The organism is Pseudomonas paraeruginosa (assembly GCF_003025345.2).
GTDB lineage: Bacteria > Pseudomonadota > Gammaproteobacteria > Pseudomonadales > Pseudomonadaceae > Pseudomonas > Pseudomonas paraeruginosa.
Genome location: NZ_CP020560.1, coordinates 5592090 through 5608949 on the forward strand (window position 1 = coordinate 5592090; position 16860 = coordinate 5608949).

Here is a 16860-nt window from a genome sequence, read left to right on the forward strand (position 1 = left end):
ACCGCGTGTGAGCTGATTATGTCCGCTATTTTCGCTGAACGTGCGTTGCTGCCGGAAGGCTGGGCGCGAAATGTCCGTTTCGAGATTTCCGCGGACGGAGTCCTCGCCGCCATTCATCCCGACGCCAGTGCCGACGGCGCCGAACACCTCGGCGGCGCCGTGCTGCCGGGCATGCCCAACCTCCATTCGCATGCGTTCCAGCGCGCCATGGCCGGGCTCGCCGAGGTCGCCGGCAATCCCAACGACAGTTTCTGGACCTGGCGCGAGCTGATGTACCGGATGGTCGGCCGGCTCTCGCCCGAGCAGATCGAGGTCATCGCCCGCCAGCTCTACATCGAGATGCTCAAGGCCGGCTACACGTCGGTGGCGGAATTCCATTACGTCCACCACGACCTCGACGGCCGTCCCTACGCCGATCCCGCCGAACTGTCCCTGCGCATCTCCCGTGCCGCCAGCACCGCCGGCATCGGCCTGACCCTGCTTCCCGTGCTCTACAGCCACGCGGGCTTCGGCGGCCAGCCGGCCAGCGAGGGCCAGCGGCGCTTCCTCAACGACAGCGAGGCCTACCTGGAATTGCTCCAGCGCCTGCGCGCGCCGCTGGGAGCGGCGGGCCAATCCCTGGGCCTGTGCTTCCACTCCCTGCGCGCGGTGACCCCGCAACAGATCGCCACGGTCCTGGACGCCGGCCACGACGACCTGCCGGTCCACATCCATATCGCCGAACAGCAGAAGGAAGTCGACGACTGCCTGGCCTGGAGCGGATGCCGGCCGTTGCAATGGCTGTACGAGAACGTCGCGGTCGACCAGCGCTGGTGCCTGGTCCATGCGACCCACGCCGATCCCGAAGAGGTCGCGGCGATGGCGCGCAGCGGCGCGGTGGCCGGCCTGTGCCTGAGCACCGAGGCCAACCTCGGCGACGGTATCTTCCCGGCGACGGACTTCCTCGCCCAGGGCGGACGCCTGGGCATCGGCTCCGACAGCCATGTCTCGCTCAGCGTGGTCGAGGAACTGCGCTGGCTGGAATACGGCCAGCGCCTGCGCGACCGGAAGCGCAACCGGCTCTATCGCGCCGACCAGCCGAACATCGGCCGCACCCTCTACGACGCGGCCCTGGCTGGCGGCGCCCAGGCCCTCGGCCAGCCGATCGGCGGCCTCGCCGTGGGCCGCCGCGCCGACCTGCTGGTCCTTGACGGCAACGACCCCTACCTGGCCAGCGCCGAAGGCGACGCCCTGCTCAACCGCTGGCTGTTCGCCGGCGGCGACCGCCAGGTGCGCGACGTGATGGTGGCCGGCAGATGGACCGTGCGTGACGGCCGGCATGCCGAGGAGGAACGCAGCGCACGGGCGTTCGCCCAGGTGCTGGGGGAACTGCTGGGTTGACCCCTGGGCAGCGGCGAATGACCGCGTTGCGGTATCCGCCCTACTCGTTCGATCGAGCCGTCGGGCGCTAAACGCCGAGACGTCCCAAGCCATCCGCCAGCCGTGGACGGCGCCGGAAAGAAAAAACGCCCCGGCGGGGCGTTCCTTCATTGGCTCCGCTTCACCTGGCCGTCAGGTACCCGCCAGATCAGTTCGTCCACCGCGTAACCGCGGCTACGCGCCTCTGCCAGCAGCCGCTCGCGGGTCTGCCGCGAGACCTGCGGGGTACGCGACAGCAGCCACAGGTATTCGCGGTTCGGATTGCCCACCAGCGCGGTGCGGTAATCGTCGTCCACCGCCAGCACCCAGTAGTCGCCGCGCGCCACGTTGGGGAAGAGATTGGCGAACCAGTTGTCGAAGCGCACCCACAGCTTGTCGGTGCGGCCCGGCTGCTGGGCGACCGCCCGGCCCTCAACCTGCTCCCACTCGCCATCCTGGGTCAGGCAGCGGTTGATCACCTGGATGCTCTGGTCGTCCTGCAGGCGGTAATGCGCTTCCGATTGCGCACAGTTGCGCTGGAAGAACATGGGCAAGCGCGCCAGCTCGTACCAGGTGCCCTGGTAGCGCTGCAGGTCGACCTGCTCGGTGGCCGGCGGACTCTTCGGCGAACCCGCGCAACCGACCAGCAGCAAGCCCAGCCACAGCGTGCAGAGCACCCGGACGGGGAGACCGATCACTTGAGGCCCTGGCCGGAGAACAGCAGCGCCTTGTCGGCGGCGTACTGCACGCTGATGAAGGCCTTCTCGTCACCCCAGGTGCAGCTGGACATGCCCAGCGCGCCGGAGCACTCGGTGGGCTTGCCGAGGATCGCCTCGACCTCGGCCTTGCTCATGCCGGCCTTGAGCTTGGAATAGTTTTCCTGGTTGATCTTGCTGCAGCCGGCCAGGACGACGCAGAAGGCGGCCACGGCCAGGGTACGGAACGACGCCATGAGGAACTCCTTGTTCGGGGGGAAGCGCTGCCTACAGCTTGGCACACGCGGGGAAATCCGGAGCCTTGGAGTCAGAAACGCGAACCGGGTTCCCTGAGGAACGCCGTCTCCTCTTCGCTCGAAGGCCGGCCGAGAATGGCGTTGCGATGGGGAAAACGGCCGAAGCGGGCGATCACCGCATGGTGCCGTTCGGCGTAGTCGCAGAAGCTGTCGAACGGCTCGCGCGCCGTGCCGCCGACCTGCTCGCGCAGTTCGCGGAAGCAGGTCACCGCCCGCTCCTGGCTGGGCAGGTCCTCGGCGTGCTCCAGCACCAGGTAGACGAACACCCGGCGGATCGGCGGCAACTGGCGGTCAAGGCCCTTTTCCATGCCTTCGCGCACCAGGCGCTGGGCACGGGCGTCGCCCGCGTAGGCGCGAGGGGTATCGCGGTAGACCATGCGCGGTAGCTGGTCGAGCAGCAGGATCAGCGCCAGCCAGCCGTCGGCCTTGGCCGTCCATTCCTGCAAGCCGCCGTCCAGCGCCTGGTTCACCAGCTCGCCGAAGCGGCCGCCGGCGTCGGCGTCCTGGCAGACGTTCTTGCCGAACCACAGGCCGTTGCGCTGGGCAACCACCTCGGCGGCGTCGCTGGAGGCGCCGAACCACCAGTCGAGCAGGGTCTGCCAGGGCGCGCTCATCGGCTTACTCCTTGTGGTAGCCGGTGATGCGCTCGACTTCCTGCTTCGAGCCGAGGAACACCGCGACGCGCTGGTGCAGGTTCTCCGGCTTGATGTCGAGGATGCGCTGGGTGCCGTTGGTGGCGGCGCCGCCGGCCTGCTCGATGATGAAGGACATCGGGTTGGCCTCGTACATCAGGCGCAGCTTGCCGGGCTTCTCCGGCTCGCGGGCGTCGCGCGGATACATGAAGACGCCGCCGCGGGTCAGGATGCGGTGTACGTCGGCGACCATCGAGGCGATCCAGCGCATGTTGTAGTTCTTGCCCAGCGGGCCTTCCTTGCCGGCCAGCAGTTCTTCGACGTAGCGTTTCACCGGCGCCTCCCAGTGGCGCTGGTTGGACATGTTGATGGCGAACTCGGCGGTGCTTTCCGGCACGCTGATGTTGTCGTGGGTGAGGACGAAGCTGCCCAGCTCGCGGTCCAGGGTGAAACCCTTGACGCCGTTGCCGAGGGTCAGCATCAGCATGGTCTGCGGGCCGTAGATGGCGTAGCCGGCGGCGACCTGGGTGGTGCCCGGCTGGAGGAAGGCTTCCTCGCGCAGGGTATCGTTCTGGTTCAGGTATTCGTTGGGGCAGCGCAGCACCGAGAAGATGGTGCCGACCGAGACATTGACGTCGATGTTGCTGGAACCGTCCAGCGGGTCGAAGACCAGCAGGTAGGCGCCTTTCGGGTAGCGCCCCGGGATCTGGTAGGGGTGGTCCATCTCCTCCGAGGCCATGCCGGCCAGGTTGCCGGCCCATTCGTTGGCTTCCAGCAGGATCTCGTTGGACATCACGTCCAGCTTCTTCTGCACCTCGCCCTGCACGTTCTCGGTGCCCATGCTGCCGAGCACGCCACCCAGCGCGCCCTTGGACACCGCATGGCTGATTTCCTTGCAGGCACGCGCCACGACCTCGATGAGGAAGCGCAAGTCGGCCGGGGTATTGTGGCTGCGGGTCTGCTCGATCAGATAGCGGCTCAGGGTAACGCGGGACATGGATGGCTCCGGAGAGAGGAAAAAACCCGCGCAGTTTAACGCGGAATTGGCGGCCACGCTTGACTCCGCGCAACCGCCGGTTGGAGATCGGCGGCGGCGGCGCGGTTCATTTCCGCGGCGCGCAACCGATCGACGGTCGTCAGCCGCGCCCCATCTCGCCGTTCAGGCTGGCCTGGACGATTTCCACCCAATAGCCGTCGGGATCGCTGATGAAGGCGACGTTCTTCATGCCTCGGTCCAGCGGCTTGACGAAGTTCACCCCGAGCGTCTCGAAACGCTCGCAGGCCGCCACCAGGTCCGGCACCGAGAAGCAGATGTGCCCGAACCCGCGCGGGTCCTGGTTGCCGTTGTGGTACTGGCTGTCGTCGCTCTCGCTGCCCCAGTTGTGGGTCAGCTCGAGGACCGACTGGCGGCCGAAGGTATAGCGCTGGCGTTCGTCCACCGCGTCGGGTACCTCTTCGCCACGGGTCATGGCGAGGAAATACAGGGAGAAGCGGCCTTCCTCGAAGTCGAGGCGGCGCAACAGGCGCATGCCCAGCACCCGCGAGTAGAAGTCGAGCGAGCGCTTCGGGTCCTTGACCCGCAGCATGGTGTGGTTGAACACGTATTCCTGGGTGACGGCATCCGGCTCCATGCAGATGCCGGGCTGTACTTCGGTGTTGAAACTCATCGGGCGATTCCCTCGAACGAAACGGAGCGGCAGTGTATGGCGGACCGCCGGGCAGCGAGTAACAGCGGGGTACTACTCTCTTGATGCCGGCACGCGCCGATCGTTCCGTCGGCGGGAATGTGGCCGGCGCCGCCCGGACGCCGGCCACGAGGTCCTCAGAAATCCAGGCTCAGCGCCAGGCTGACGCTCTGCTGGGTATCGTCCTCGCCCTTGCGCCAGTTGTAGCCGCCGCGCAGCGACAACTCCGGCGCCAGCTTCTGGCTGAAGCCCAGGGAGACACGGTTGAGGCGATCCTGCGGGGTGTAGCCTTCGAGGGTGAAGCGATTGCCCGGCAGGCTGTTGAGGGACATGGTCAAGTCCTGGGTGTCGTCCTCGTACTCGCGCTCGTGGGCGTACTCGGCGAACAGCTGGGTATCGCTGCCGAACGCATACTTGCCTTGCAGGCCGGCCCCCAGGCGCTTCGAGCTGCGTTTCTGCTCGTCGTAGTCGAGCGCGGTGGCGCTGGCGCCCTTCTCGGAATAGCCGTCGACCTCGACCCGCGCATAGTCGGCGCTGACGAACGGCGACAGGTGCCAGGGACTGTCGGCCTGCTGGGCGATGTCGTAGCCCAGGCGCGCGCTGAACGCCCACAAGTGGCCATTGGTGTCGCCTTTCTCGCTGCGTTCTCCGCCACCCAGGGCGAACGTGCGCTTCAGGTCGTCGTAGTCGAGGTAGCCGCCGGTCAGCGCCGCGTCAGCCCACCAGCGGTTTTCCTGGTATTGCACGAAGGCGCTGGCCATGTAGCTGTTCATCCGGTACTCGGAATCCCTGGCGCCGGCTTCCAGCTTCTGCCGGTAGAAGCCGGCGGCGACCCCGGCGCGCCAGGCCTCGTCGATCCGGTAGCTGCCGCCGAGGGTCAGGTTGTAACCGTTGCCGTCGCCGCTGGCGGCGCTGTTCTGGGAGTCGAAGTCCAGGCGCTGGCCACCGCCGCCGACGAAGCCACGCCACTGGCCGACGTTCTGCCAGTTCTCCCAGTCCGCCTGCCACTGGCTGCGCAATTCGTCCTGGTAGGCACGCAGGGTGCCGTGGGCCATTTCCGGCAGCAGGGTCAGTTCCCAGGGCGCCGACAGCAGCGAATAGGTGTAGTCGGCGATCAGCCGCTGGCCGGTGATGGTCGGGTGCACGCTGTCGTTGAACAGCAATTTGCTCGGGTCGGGCGTGCTGCCGTTGATCCCGTAGGTCGGGTTCATGGTGCAGCCGTTGCCGCTGAAACAGGTGCCGATCAGGTTCTGGTCGGCGGCCAGGCCGAAGGAAGCCGGGTTGGCCATGCCTTCCTTGAGCAGCAGCGGGATGTTCAACGGAATGACGTTGGCGCCGGCCTGGCTCAACTGGGCGGTCAGCTCGGCGTTGAACGTGCCGCTGAGTTGGCTGGCGAAAGGCTGCAAGGGACCACCGAAGGTAGCCGGGGTCAGGCCCAGGTCGGGCAGCAGCCAGACCACGATGTAGCGCGCGCCGGCCTGCTGCAGGGCCTGCACGCTATCCACCAGGCGGCCGGCGGCCTGTTGCGCCTGGACGTCGTTGAGGATGCGTCCCTGGAGGAAGTCGTTGCCGCCGCCGGTGATGTAGTAGAGCGCATTCGGATCGGCGCCCAGGCCCTGGCGGGCGCGGTCCACCAGGTAGCCGTCGCGGCTGCGCAGGAGGGTATTGTCGCGCTCGATCAGCGAGCCGTCGGTCGCGGTGATCGAGTCGTAGATCTGGTCGGTACGGTAGCCGCCCACCGCCCAGTTGTTGCCGTCGGCGATGCCCTGCTGGGCGTTGACCGGCGAGGTCGAGGCAGCCAGGTCGCCCGGGGCGATGCCGAGCTGATTGCCGAGCAGCATGGGCGCGGTCGGTCCGAAGATCTCGCCGCTGCCGTTCTGGTAGGTCGGTCCCACCCGGTTGGTGAAGCGCGAAGTGCTTCCGGCCGGACCGCCGGGATCGGGAAACTGCCCGGCATCGCTGAGGCTGTCGCCGAACACCACCAGGGTCGAATAGGGCGAGGGGGCAGCCTGCAGGGCGGTGGACAGCGAAGCCAGCAGGCAGGCCGCCGCCAGTGGCTTGAGCGCCATTCTGATCATTCTCTTACTCCGTGATTTGTTTTTATTGTCGGGACGCCGCGAGCGCCCGGGGCGCCCGTCGTAAAGCCCTCGTCAGCCGAACAGCATAGCCCGGGGCGGGCTCATGAGCGGTTCGGCGGCGAGCGCAGCAGGCTCATTGCCATTATTACCAGCAGACCGACCCCGAGCAGAAGTACCGCCCACAGGCCGATCTTCTTCCAGTCGGTTCCCGCCTCCGGTACGGCTACCGGCGCAGCGACCTCCAGCGCGGCGGCCAGGCTGGCGCTACCCAGGGTGCCACGCTTGCTCTCGGTGTAGCCGGGAATCAGCACGCCGAGCGGCAGCGCGGCCGACTGCGCGGCGGCCTTGCCGTACGCCAGGCGGTACGGAGGACTGCCGCGCACCAGGAATACCAGTTCACTGGCCGGCAGGCCGACGCTCAGGCCCGGTGCCGCCGCACCAAGGCCGGTGCCGCGCGGATCCACGCGCAGACGCAGTTCGCGCACCGGCCAGCCCGGCAGCTCCAGCTCGTTTTCCTGCACGCTCCGACCATCGATCGGCAGACGGTACAGAACGCCACGTGCAAGAGAGTTCCAGGCAATCTCCCGGCGTGACGATGCCTTCTCCGCGTGCCCCCGGCCGGACAGCTCCACCGGCGCGATGGTATGGGCCTGCGCCTGCTCCAGGGACACCCGCACCCGCTGCACCGGCAGCGCCAGCGGCAATTGCCAGCGGTACTCGCCGTCCTTCTCCTGGCGCCCGGGCAGCGGCTCGGACCAGAGCATCGGGGCTGGCTCGGTGGTCCGGGTGCTGCCGTGCACGCGCGCGCTCCTGAGCTCCACCGCGGTCGCGTCGGCGGGCCACAAAAGACGCAGGTAGCGGGCCTGCCGAGCGGGCAGCCGGACCTCGCTGACGTCGATGCGCTCGCCATTGAAGGTCAGCCGGGCGATCTGCCCGTCGCCCCAGGCTTGCCAGCGCTCGAGATCGTCGCTGGCTTCCACGGAGAAGCGCTGGAAGCCCTCCTCCGGGCTGTTCCAGTCCAGTTGCAGGCGCTCCAGGGGAAACTTCACCGCACTCGCGTCGACCAGCCAGCCGCGCAGGGTCTCGCCTGCCGGCTCCGTGCTGGCCGGCAGCACTTCGACGATGGTGCCGCTGGTATTGCGCTGCACCCGCAGATTCGGTTGCGCCGCATCGCTGGCCGATGAGCCGCGCAAGGGGAACAGGCGTACCTCGGCCTGGTGCGGCGTGCTGGCCTGTCGCTCGCTGCCGGCCACCAGGGCGTAGGGCAGGGCCGCTCCCTCGCCGTCGAAGACGCGCAGGTCGCGCAGGTCGGCGTGGGCCGCCGACAACTGCACGCTCATCGGCACGCTCAGGCGGTACCAGGGACCCTCGCCTTGCAGGGCCAGCGGCACCAGGTGGCTGAAGTCCTCCGGCGCTTCCTTCGCCGAAGACGGTCCGGCAAGCCAGGCGCCCAGCAGGAACAGGCTGGCGGTTCGATACAGGATGGAGCGCGTCATGGCTGCTCGGCCTCCGCTGCAACCTCGGCGCGACGCGGAGGCAAGGGTGAGAAATAGCCGACGATCAGCAGCAGGACGCCGACGCCGATGAAGGAAATGATCCGCTCCAGGCTGCCGCTGTTGCCCAGCTCGACGAAGAACAGCTTGATCACCACCACGCCGACCAGCGCCGCGCCGACCATCCACAGGTCGCGCCGGCCGAGACGGGTACCGGCGATGGTCAGGCCCAGGGCGCAGAGCGTCCAGACCAGCGACAGCCCCGCCTGCACCAGCATCGACGCGGCCAGCGCGTCGGCCTGGAACGGCACGTCGCCCAGGTGGTGCGCGGCGCGGCACACCGCCAGGGTCAGCAGGGCGAACAGCGAGGCGCCGGCCAGCGCCTGGCGCCCCAGGCGCACGCTGGCATTGCCGTCGACGAGCGGGGCCAGACTGGCGTCGCTCCAGCGGTAGAGGGCGAACAGCACGATCAGCAGCCCCAGCTCCAGCGGGTTGGCCAGCGGCAGGTAAGGCAGCGGCTCGGCGGCACCGTCGCTGAACAGGTTGGCGCTCCAGAACCAGCCGAACAGCAACAGCGCCACCGGCGCAGCGGCGAGCAGCCGATACTCCCGCGGGAAGTCGCGCAGCGGCCAGGGCAGGCTCCGCCCGCCGGCCACCAGCAGCAGGTAGGCGCTCGGCACCAGCGCCCAGCCCAGCCAACGCCAGGCGTTGTACTGTTCGGCGAGCAGGGCGAACAGGTAGCGCAGCTCCAGCGCCAGCACCCCGAGCAACAGCCAGCAGCCGAGCACGTGGGCGGCGCCCAGCGCGCGCCTCGGCAACAGCGGGGCGAGACGTCGCAGCGACAGCAGGTGCGTGGCGAACAGCAGCGGCCAGGCCAGCCAGCCGAATTCACCGAACGGCTGGTAATCGAAGCGCCAGACGCTCGCCAGGGCCAACAGCGCCACCGGGACCAGCGCCAGGCATAGCAGGGCCAGCTCGCGCCAGCGCTCGCGCAGCGCCAGCAGCATCCACGACGCCACTGTCGCCGAGGCCAGCAGCAGCAGCGCATGCTCGCGCAGGCCAGCAGGCACGAAGCGGGTGGTCTCGCACAGCGCGGTCAGCGTCCACCAGCCCGCGCCCCAGAGCAGCAGCAGGTGCGACAGCTCGGCCAGGCCGATGGTACCGATCCCCAGCGCCCGCTCGTGCTCGCCGGCGCGGCGCAGCCGCCAGGCGCCGACCAGCGCCGCCAGGGCCAGCACTGCCGGCGTCCAGAACCCGGAATGAGCCAGGGGCCGCAGGCCGTCTCCGCTCAGCGAGCCGAGCAGCGACGGCCCGGCGAGGAGAAATGCCAGGCCTCCTACCACCTGCAAGGCGAGGCCGAAGTAGAAACTCAGGCGCTGGCGCAGCACCAGGCTCAGCCAGATGATCAGCAGCCCGCTACCGGCCCATACCGCGCTGGCGCTGCGCCAGGGCAGGACGAACAGCACCGCCAGGTTGACGAACGCCAGGCCGGCCAGCAGCACCAGGCTCAGGCCCATGAGCAGCCGACTGTCGTCCCTCACCAGCGGGTCGCGCGCCGCCAGCAGCATGCCGCCGATCAGCGCCAGGCCGATCAGCGAGGCGGTCATCAAGCCGCGCCAGCCCGAGTCGAATACCCCACCCTGGCCATCGCCGCCCTGCAAATGCAGGAGGAATAGCGCACCGCCCAGCAATTGCACGGCGAAGGCGCAGAACAGGAAGGTGCGCGAGCCCAGGCGCAGGCCGGCGAACAAGCTCGCCAGGCCGGCCACGGCCCAGGCGATGGCGGTGTCGTCGACGGCCAGGCAGAGCGGTGCGACCAGATAGAGGAAGGCCAGGCCGGCGGCCGCCAGCAACGGCTGGCAGGCAGGCTCCCAGTCGGCCAGCGCTTTCGCCGGCGCGCGACGCAGTTGCCAGAAGCTGAACAGCGCCGCCGCGCCGAGCATCAGCGCGCCCAGCGGCGAGCCCTCCAGCAGCGTCGTCTCGCCCGGTCGCAAGCCATTCAGGTAGGCCAGCGCCGCACCGCCCTGCAGCAGCAGGGCGAAGATCCGTGCCAGGCGGCGGCGCTGGAGCAGGCCGAGCCAGTAGATGCCGGCGCCTTCGACGGCCCAGGCAGCCGAGGTCCAGCGCGCGTCCAGGCCGAGCGGAATGGCCAGGGTACCGAAGACCACCCCCAGCGCCAGGCACACCTCCACCAGCAGGCTGGTACGTGCGGCAGACGCATGCCCCCGCAGCACACGCGCCAGCACCAGGTAGAACAGGCCCAACGCCAGGGCGCTGAAAGCCATGCCGAATCCGATGTGGCCGATCACCGCGCATTGCAGGCCGAACCCCACCAGCGGCGGGCCGAACAGTACCGTGGCATCGATGTAGTCGGCCTGTCGCGCCGACCAGCGCAGCAGTTCGCCGCGCTCCTCGGGCGCCTGGGCGGCTTCCAGCAGCTTGCGCCGGGCGAAGAGCAGGCCGATGCCGACGTACATCAGGAAGAACAGCAGCAGGAACGGCTCGGTGCTGGCGAACAGCCCTGGCGTGTAGGAACGCAGGCCCCAGGCGAAGCCGATGCCGAAAGTGCCGACGAAGCCGACCAGGTTGAGCAGGCGCCAGGCGCGGAACCAGGCGATGGCGAATATCCCGGCGTTGAGCAGGGCGAAGTAGCTGAACAGCGCCACATGGTTGCCGCTGCCGGTGGAGGTCAGGATCGGCGCGGCGAAGCCGCCGAGCGCCGCCACCACCGCCAGGCCCATGGCGTTCTGCAGCACGGCGAGGAACGCCGAGCAGATCGTCACCACCACCAGCAGGACCAGCGCCGCGCCGGGCGAGATCAGCGGATGCAGGCGCATCGCGGCGAAGATCGTCAGGTACAGCACCGCGATACCGGTGCCTTGCAGGAGCAGGCCGTAGGCGGCGCGCCGCTCGCGCAGCCACCAGCCGACGCCGAGCAGCGCCAGCGCCGCCAGGGCCACCCCGGCGTAGCGGTATTCCACCGGCACCACCACCCGTTCCGAGGCATAGCGCAGGAGAAAGGCCAGGCCGATGAACAGCAGCACCACGCCGATGCGCAATACCGTATTGCCGCCGAACAGCCAGCCCTTGGCCGCGGCGAAGCCACGTTCGACCAGCGAGGGTTCGCGTGGAACCGCTGTTGGGGCGCGGCGGGGCGCCGGCTGGTCCTCAGGCTGGAACGCCGGCTGTCTCTCGACGGGCTGGACGGGTTCCAGGGGACCAGGCGGAGGCGGCGCAGCCTCGACGGCCGGCAGCTCGATCTCCCAGTCCAGCGGCGGCGCAACCTCGGCGGGAGGCGCGGGAGGCGTGTCTGCGAGCGGCTGGTCGATGCCGGCGGCCGGCGCGGAAACGCTTTCCGGAACGTCCTGCGCCTGGCGCTCCACGCGCAGCAGGCGCTCGTGGATGACCTCGGTGCCGCGCTCGAAGCGTTCGGCGAACTCGCTCATCTGCTTGCGCAGGCGCTCGTTCTGTTGCGCCAGGTTCTGCAGCGAGAAAGCCTGTCCCAGGGCCAGGCCGGAAAGGCCGCCGAGGATGGCGCCGACCAGCGAATCCCCGGCGAAGCCGCCGAGGATCAGGCCTACCAGCATGAAAATCCATTGCATGCGTCGAATCCTTGATCAATTAGGTACCACGATCCACTGATACCTGGCCTGGCCATCCTGCCAGGCCGGAACCCGCGCCGGGAGTATACAGCCCGCATTCCCGACATTCGACGCATTCCGACGCCCGCCCCGTGGCGAGCTACCTCTTCCTGGCGATGAACTGGACCACACAGGCCGCGCCGGTGTGGAAACGACCCTCGACCACCTCGCGCTCGATCTCCCGCGCCAGCAGCACCTCGCAATTCGGCAGCTCCGCCTCCAGCGCCGCGCGGCTCACCAGCATGTCGACATCCGCCGGGCCGCCGGTGCCGCGACCGAGCTGCTCCGGCCGATAGGCCTCCAGCAGGAAGATACCGCCCGGCCGCAGCGCACGTTCCAGCAGGCGGTTGAGTCTGCCGCGCAACCGACCGGGCAGGTGCGCGAAGATCGACACCACCGCGCCGAACGCCGCTGCCGGCGGTTCGTAGTCCGCCAGGTCGACCACCAGGGTGTCGATCGACACGCCTTTCGCCTCGGCCAGCCGGCGCGCCTTGGCCAGGCCGACGGCGGAACCGTCCACGCCAAGCACCTCCAGGCCCAGCGAAGCGAGGAACACCGCGTTGCGCCCCTCGCCCTCGGCGACGCTCAGCACCGGCCCGGCCAGCCGCTGCGCATGCTCTTTCAGGAAAGCGTTGGGTTCGGTTCCGTAGACATACTCTTCGGCGGCATAGCGTTCGTCCCACATGAGGTTCACCTCGTCTGTATTTCGTCACGGCCCAGGTGCCGAAACGCTAGTCTTCCACTTCAAGTCGACTTGAGGTCAAGGGCATGCGGCAACTGGACATAGGCGAGGTCGCGCGGCGTTCCGGGGTACCGGCCTCGACCCTGCGTTACTACGAGGAAAGGGGGCTGATCGCCTCCAGCGGCCGCCACGGCCTGCGCCGGCGCTTCGATGCAGGTGTACTGGAGCGCCTGGCGCTGATCGGGCTGGGCCGCGCCGCGGGGTTGTCGCTGGACGAGATCGCCGGCATGAGCGCAGCCGACGGTACGTTGCGGATCGACCGCGAGACGCTGGCGGCCAAGGCCGACGAACTGGACCGGACGATCCGCCGCCTCACCGCCATGCGCGACGGCCTGCGGCATGCCGCGGGCTGCCCGGCACGCGAGCACATGGCCTGTCCGACGTTCCGCCGCCTGCTGCGGGCGGCTGCCGCGGGAACCATCAAGCCACGCCGGAAAGTCCCCGGCGCATAGCAAAACGGCCGGCAGGCCGGGCACCCCTGCCCCGCCTGCCGGCCGCGAGGCGCGCCGTTGCGGCGCGCCGGTACGGCAACGGTTTAGACCTTGCTGCGCTCGTAGCGCTTGCGATCGTTCTCGTTGAGCAGTTTCTTGCGCAGGCGGATCGACTTCGGCGTCACTTCCACCAGCTCGTCTTCATCGATGAACTCCAGGGCCTGCTCGAGGGTGAACTTCAGCGCCGGGGTCAGCTGGATGGTCTCGTCCTTGCCGGAAGCGCGCATGTTGTCGAGCTTCTTGGCCTTGGTCGGGTTGATCACCAGGTCGTTGTCGCGGCTGTGGATGCCGGCCAGCTGGCCTTCGTAGACTTCGTCGCCCGGGGAGAGGAACAGCTTGCCGCGGTCCTGCAGGGTTTCCAGGGAGTAGGTCAGCGCGGTACCGGTAGCCATGGAGACCAGCACGCCGTTCTGGCGGTGGGCGACGTCGCCGGCCTTGACCGGACCGTAGTGGTCGAAGGTCGAGGTCAGGATGCCGGTGCCCGAGGTCATGGTCAGGAAGGCGTTGCGGAAACCGATCAGGCCACGGGCCGGGATCACGTATTCCAGGCGCAGGCGACCCTTGCCGTCGGGGATCATGTTGGTCATGTCGCCCTTGCGCAGGCCCATCTGTTCCATCACCGGGCCCTGGTGCTGCTCCTCGATGTCGATGGAGACGTTCTCGTAGGGTTCCTGCTTCACGCCGTCCTTCTCGATGATCACCACTTCCGGGCGGCCCACGGCCAGCTCGAAGCCTTCGCGGCGCATGGTCTCGATCAGAACCGACAGGTGCAGCTCGCCGCGGCCGGAAACCTTGAACTTCTCCGGGCTGTCGCCCTGCTCGACGCGCAGCGCCACGTTGTGCAGCAGTTCCTTCTCCAGGCGCTCCTTGATGTTGCGGCTGGTGACGAACTTGCCTTCGCGGCCGGCGAACGGCGAGTCGTTGACCTGGAAGGTCATGCTCACGGTCGGCTGGTCGACGGTCAGCGGCGGCAGCGCCTCGACGTTCTGCGGGTCGCACAGGGTGTCGGAGATGAACAGCTCCTCCATGCCGCTGACGCAGACGATGTCGCCGGCTTCCGCCTCGGCCACCTCGACGCGCTGCAGGCCATGGTGGCCCATGATCTTCAGGATGCGGCCGTTGCGCTTGCTGCCGTCGTCGCTGATCGCTACCACCGGGGTGTTGGACTTGACCTTGCCGCGGGTGATGCGACCGATACCGATCACGCCGAGGAAGCTGTTGTAGTCCAGCTGCGAGATCTGCATCTGGAACGAACCCTCGGTGTCCACCACCGGTGCCGGGACGTGGTCGATGATCGCCTGGAACAGCGCGTCCATGTTGTCGTCCATCTTCTCGTGGTCGAGGCCGGCGATGCCGTTCAGGGCGCTGGCGTAGACGATCGGGAAGTCGAGTTGCTCGTCGGTGGCGCCGAGGTTGTCGAACAGGTCGAAGATCTGGTCGATGACCCAGTCCGGACGCGCGCCCGGACGGTCGATCTTGTTCACCACCACGATCGGACGCAGGCCGGCCTTGAACGCCTTCTGGGTCACGAAGCGGGTCTGCGGCATGGGGCCGTCCTGGGCGTCGACCACCAGCAGCACGGAGTCGACCATCGACATCACGCGCTCCACCTCGCCGCCGAAGTCGGCGTGGCCGGGGGTATCGACGATGTTGATGTTGTAGCCGTTCCACTTGATCGCGGTGTTCTTCGCCAGGATGGTGATGCCACGCTCTTTTTCCTGGTCGTTGGAGTCCATCACCCGCTCGCTTTCCGCTTCCTTGCGGTCGAGGGTGCCGGACAGCTTCAGCAGCTTGTCCACCAGGGTGGTCTTGCCATGGTCGACGTGGGCGATGATGGCGATGTTGCGCAGATTTTCGATCACAAGTCTTGTCTCGTTTGACGCCCGAAGCGCGGCTTCGCGGCGGTGGTGGGGGTCGGACAGGGCGGCGTCCGACACGACATGCTTCTTCAATTAAGGGGCGGGCAGCGGGCGGACGCTGCCCCGGTCCGGCCGGCGCGCCGAAGGGCGGGCATCGGCCTAGGCGGCGGACGTGTCGGGAGGACGGTGGCGGATGCTGCCGCCGAACAAGCCCGGCTGCTTAAGCCGGACGATAAACACGCACATTGATGTGCCCTCGTTGAGCAGGTGATGGGCATGCAGGCGGCTCATCACCCCTTTGTCGCAATACAGGAGGTACTGGCGGTTCGCGTCCAGTTCCTTGAAGCGGCTGTTGATCGCGTAGAACGGCAGCGCCTGGACTTCGACGCCTTCCAGCGCCAGGGGTTCGTCTTCCTGGGCGTCAGGATGGCGGATGTCGATGACAATCTGACCGGGCAGCACCTCGGCCACCTCTTCCACCGAAAGGTCCTGGCCGAGTTCGTCGATGACCCGGTCGACGGTGCGCTGGGTGGCGCGCTCCAGGGCGCGTTCGAGCACCGCCATGTCGAACTTCGATTCCTCGTGCTCGACGCGGTAGGGCTTGGCCTGGGTGGTCGGGTTCACCGAGATCACCCCGCAGTATTCCGGCATGTGTCGGGCGAACTCGGCGGTGCCGATCTGCCGGGCGGTGTCGATGATGTCCTGCTTGTGGCTGACGATCAGCGGACGCAACACCAGGGTATCGGTGACCCGGTCGATCACCGAGAGATTCGGCAGGGTCTGGCTGGACACCTGGGAGATCGCCTCGCCGGTCACCAGCGCGTCCAGCCCCAGGCGCTCGGCCACGCGGCTGGCGGCGCGCAGCATCATGCGCTTGAGGGTCACGCCCATGTAGCTGTCGTCGACCTTGGTGAGGATCTCGCCGACCACTTCCTCGAACGGCACGCTGACGAACAGCACGCGCTGCGAGCGGCCGTATTTCTCCCACAGGTAGTGGGCGACTTCCATCACCCCGAGTTCGTGGGCGCGGCCGCCGAGGTTGAAGAACACGAAGTGGCTGATCATCCCGCGGCGCATCATCTGGTAGGCCGCCACGGTCGAGTCGAAGCCGCCGGACATCAGCACCAGCACCTGCTCCAGCGCGCCCAGCGGATAGCCGCCCAGGCCCGGATGCTGGCGATGGATGACGAACAGGCGGTCGAGGCGGATTTCCATCCGCACCTCGACTTCCGGCTGCTTCAGGTCGATCCCGGCGGCCCCGCATTCGCGGCGCAGGCCGCTGCCGACGTAGCGCTCCACCTCCATCGAGGTGAACGCGTGCTTGCCGGCGCGCTTGCAGCGCACGGCGAACATCTTGCCGGCCAGCTGGTCGCCGAAGTGCACCTTGCACTTGGCGAGGATGTCGTCGAAATCGCCCAGCGGATACTCGTGGACCTCGAGGAAATGACCGATGCCCGGGGTGCAGGTCAGGCGCTCGATCATCTCGCGCCGGACCCTGGCGTCGAGCACGGCGGTCTCCACTTCGAGATTGTCCCACTCGCCCTCGACCTTCAGTTCCGGATCCAGGTCGCGCAGCACCGCGCGGATGTTCTTCGCCAGTTGCCGGATGAAGCGCTTGCGCACCGGCCGGCTCTTGATGGTGATTTCCTGGAAGGTCTTGACGATGAGTTTCATGCGGGGGACGCGAACGCGCGGGGCGACGGAAAAAAAGGGGCGAAATTATATCCGAAATTGCTCATGTATTGAGCAGAAATATGCGTAGTTATTTTCAGTGCACCAAAATGGAATGATGCACCAACATGGAGCACCATAACGGTGCAGGCGAAACC

General features: G+C 67.9%; 12 protein-coding genes and 1 pseudogene. 2 read left to right on the top strand and 11 right to left on the bottom strand.

Translation table 11 applies throughout. The features are described from left to right. Window positions 1-18 precede the first annotated feature (18 nt). Window positions 19-1380: a formimidoylglutamate deiminase gene (locus tag B7D75_RS26450; protein WP_003151646.1), complete on the top strand. Its 1362-nt coding sequence runs from the start codon at window positions 19-21 to the stop codon at window positions 1378-1380. A 146-nt stretch (window positions 1381-1526) separates the two neighbouring features. Here B7D75_RS26450 and B7D75_RS26455 read toward each other — a convergent pair whose 3' ends face one another. The 9 genes from B7D75_RS26455 to B7D75_RS26495 form a co-directional block, all read right to left on the bottom strand. Then, window positions 1527-2096 (bottom strand): lipocalin family protein, encoded by a 570-nt coding sequence (locus tag B7D75_RS26455; protein WP_033999910.1) that lies wholly within the window; start codon window positions 2094-2096, stop codon window positions 1527-1529. Continuing rightward, the gene (gene bamE / locus B7D75_RS26460; protein ID WP_003151642.1) at window positions 2093-2350 is read right to left on the bottom strand and encodes an outer membrane protein assembly factor BamE domain-containing protein; all 258 of its coding nucleotides are present in this window, start codon (window positions 2348-2350) and stop codon (window positions 2093-2095) included. Before bamE ends, B7D75_RS26455 begins: the two co-directional genes overlap by 4 nt. Before the next feature lie 71 nt (window positions 2351-2421). Beyond that, window positions 2422-3024, bottom strand: coding sequence for a DUF924 family protein (locus B7D75_RS26465; RefSeq protein WP_003151639.1), 603 nt, complete (start codon window positions 3022-3024; stop codon window positions 2422-2424). 4 nt (window positions 3025-3028) lie between these two features. Then, entirely contained in the window at window positions 3029-4039 is a 1011-nt protein-coding gene (locus B7D75_RS26470) for a class 1 fructose-bisphosphatase (protein WP_012077766.1), read from the bottom strand. A 139-nt stretch (window positions 4040-4178) separates the two neighbouring features. Continuing rightward, a complete protein-coding gene (gene gloA / locus B7D75_RS26475; protein WP_012077767.1) occupies window positions 4179-4709 on the bottom strand; it encodes a lactoylglutathione lyase in 531 nt (176 codons plus the stop codon). Window positions 4710-4864: 155 nt separating this feature from the next. Further along, entirely contained in the window at window positions 4865-6805 is a 1941-nt protein-coding gene (estA, locus tag B7D75_RS26480; RefSeq protein WP_058146480.1) for an esterase EstA, read from the bottom strand. 101 nt (window positions 6806-6906) lie between these two features. Next, the gene (locus B7D75_RS26485) at window positions 6907-8301 is read right to left on the bottom strand and encodes a DUF3999 domain-containing protein (protein WP_034081791.1); all 1395 of its coding nucleotides are present in this window, start codon (window positions 8299-8301) and stop codon (window positions 6907-6909) included. After that, window positions 8298-11900 (bottom strand): DUF2339 domain-containing protein, encoded by a 3603-nt coding sequence (locus tag B7D75_RS26490; RefSeq protein ID WP_107114574.1) that lies wholly within the window; start codon window positions 11898-11900, stop codon window positions 8298-8300. Before B7D75_RS26490 ends, B7D75_RS26485 begins: the two co-directional genes overlap by 4 nt. Before the next feature lie 139 nt (window positions 11901-12039). Then, entirely contained in the window at window positions 12040-12624 is a 585-nt protein-coding gene (locus B7D75_RS26495; protein ID WP_012077771.1) for an SAM-dependent methyltransferase, read from the bottom strand. Window positions 12625-12707: 83 nt separating this feature from the next. Here B7D75_RS26495 and B7D75_RS26500 point away from each other — a divergent pair, with 83 nt between their 5' ends. Next, window positions 12708-13133 carry a helix-turn-helix domain-containing protein gene (locus B7D75_RS26500; protein WP_034081795.1) on the top strand — a complete coding sequence of 142 codons (426 nt, stop codon included), beginning with the start codon at window positions 12708-12710 and terminating at the stop codon, window positions 13131-13133. Between the two features lie 83 nt (window positions 13134-13216). On the opposite strand, the gene typA is transcribed toward B7D75_RS26500, so the two are convergent. Further along, window positions 13217-15034: a translational GTPase TypA gene (gene typA / locus B7D75_RS26505; RefSeq protein WP_003154709.1), complete on the bottom strand. Its 1818-nt coding sequence runs from the start codon at window positions 15032-15034 to the stop codon at window positions 13217-13219. A gap of 217 nt (window positions 15035-15251) precedes the next feature. Beyond that, a pseudogene (gene thiI, locus B7D75_RS26510) lies at window positions 15252-16705 on the bottom strand (tRNA uracil 4-sulfurtransferase ThiI). Window positions 16706-16860 lie beyond the last annotated feature (155 nt).

Bases quoted from the DNA above. Each gene is read 5' to 3' on its own strand.
- B7D75_RS26450 (WP_003151646.1), top strand. From the start codon at position 19: ATGTCCGCTATTTTCGCTGAACGTGCGTTGCTGCCGGAAGGCTGGGCG.
- bamE (WP_003151642.1), bottom strand. From the start codon at position 2,350: ATGGCGTCGTTCCGTACCCTGGCCGTGGCCGCCTTCTGCGTCGTCCTG.
- B7D75_RS26465 (WP_003151639.1), bottom strand. From the start codon at position 3,024: ATGAGCGCGCCCTGGCAGACCCTGCTCGACTGGTGGTTCGGCGCCTCC.
- B7D75_RS26470 (WP_012077766.1), bottom strand. From the start codon at position 4,039: ATGTCCCGCGTTACCCTGAGCCGCTATCTGATCGAGCAGACCCGCAGC.
- gloA (WP_012077767.1), bottom strand. From the start codon at position 4,709: ATGAGTTTCAACACCGAAGTACAGCCCGGCATCTGCATGGAGCCGGAT.
- estA (WP_058146480.1), bottom strand. From the start codon at position 6,805: ATGATCAGAATGGCGCTCAAGCCACTGGCGGCGGCCTGCCTGCTGGCT.
- B7D75_RS26485 (WP_034081791.1), bottom strand. From the start codon at position 8,301: ATGACGCGCTCCATCCTGTATCGAACCGCCAGCCTGTTCCTGCTGGGC.
- B7D75_RS26490 (WP_107114574.1), bottom strand. From the start codon at position 11,900: ATGCAATGGATTTTCATGCTGGTAGGCCTGATCCTCGGCGGCTTCGCC.
- B7D75_RS26495 (WP_012077771.1), bottom strand. From the start codon at position 12,624: ATGTGGGACGAACGCTATGCCGCCGAAGAGTATGTCTACGGAACCGAA.
- B7D75_RS26500 (WP_034081795.1), top strand. From the start codon at position 12,708: ATGCGGCAACTGGACATAGGCGAGGTCGCGCGGCGTTCCGGGGTACCG.